We start from the raw sequence: 896 nt of genomic DNA, 5'->3' as shown, positions 1-896 counted from the left end.
TGGCTATGGCTACTTTTTCTATAACTCCTCATATCTCTTTATAAATTCGTTGCCAAGGTAACTTCATTATATCTTCCCTTCGCCTTTAGGCGAAGGGATTTCTCATCCCCGATAGGGACATTAATATGCACGTTATAATAGTCATAATAAATATATGAAAAGGATTTATGAATTAGTAATAAAAATCACTTGCAAGAAAATAGGTAAATGGTTTTTATAGAAGGAGCCTGTCAAGTCGGTAAAACTACTTTAGCTAAAAAAGTAATAGATAAAAATTACTACTTAAATTTGGATGAAGAAAAGGCTCGTTTGCTAATTCTAAAAGGAACAATAGCAATAGAAGATTTTATAAATCTACATATTCCGGATCAAAATAACCCTATCGTGATTTTTGATGAGCTACATAAATTCTCAAACTGGCAAACTTTTTTAAAAGGATTTTATTATGTTTATGGAGAACAAGCTCACATTATAGTTACCGGCAGCTCAAAGCTTGGAGTATATAAAAAAGGCAGTGATAGTATGATGGGAAGATATTTTCCATATCGTATGCAACCTTTGACACTAGCTGAAGTAATAGAAAATTTTAATAGTCTAACCAAAAAATAAATCTACCAAAAAAATATCTGAAGAACAATTTGAATCCTTATTTAAATTTGGTGGTTTTCCTGATCCTTATCTTAAGAATTCTTCCACATTTTGGCATAGATAGAAGAAAAGTAAAAATACTCAGCTTTTTAAAGAAGATATTAGAGAGTTAACACAATACAAGGATCATACGCGTCAAGTTAAGGAAAGTAAGTAAGCAATTTGCAAGGAATTTGCTAATTGCAACTCTGTTAGCTAGAAAAAATGATATTTAAAAAGGGAAGTGAAGAGTATAAGTATTAGCACTG

1 protein-coding gene is annotated in these 896 nt (G+C 30.7%); it reads left to right on the top strand.

Annotated elements, in window-relative coordinates; genetic code table 11:
* Positions 1-207: 207 nt before the first annotated feature.
* The gene (locus ACKTSD_RS00925; RefSeq protein WP_412707587.1) at positions 208-609 is read left to right on the top strand and encodes an ATP-binding protein; all 402 of its coding nucleotides are present in this window, start codon (positions 208-210) and stop codon (positions 607-609) included.
* Positions 610-896: the final 287 nt, after the last annotated feature.

The sequence above is a fragment of the Candidatus Rickettsia kedanie genome, assembly GCF_045865205.1.
Classification (GTDB): domain Bacteria; phylum Pseudomonadota; class Alphaproteobacteria; order Rickettsiales; family Rickettsiaceae; genus Rickettsia; species Rickettsia australis.
Note: the sequence above shows the minus strand (reverse complement) of the source record. Positions and strands in the feature narration are given on the sequence as shown.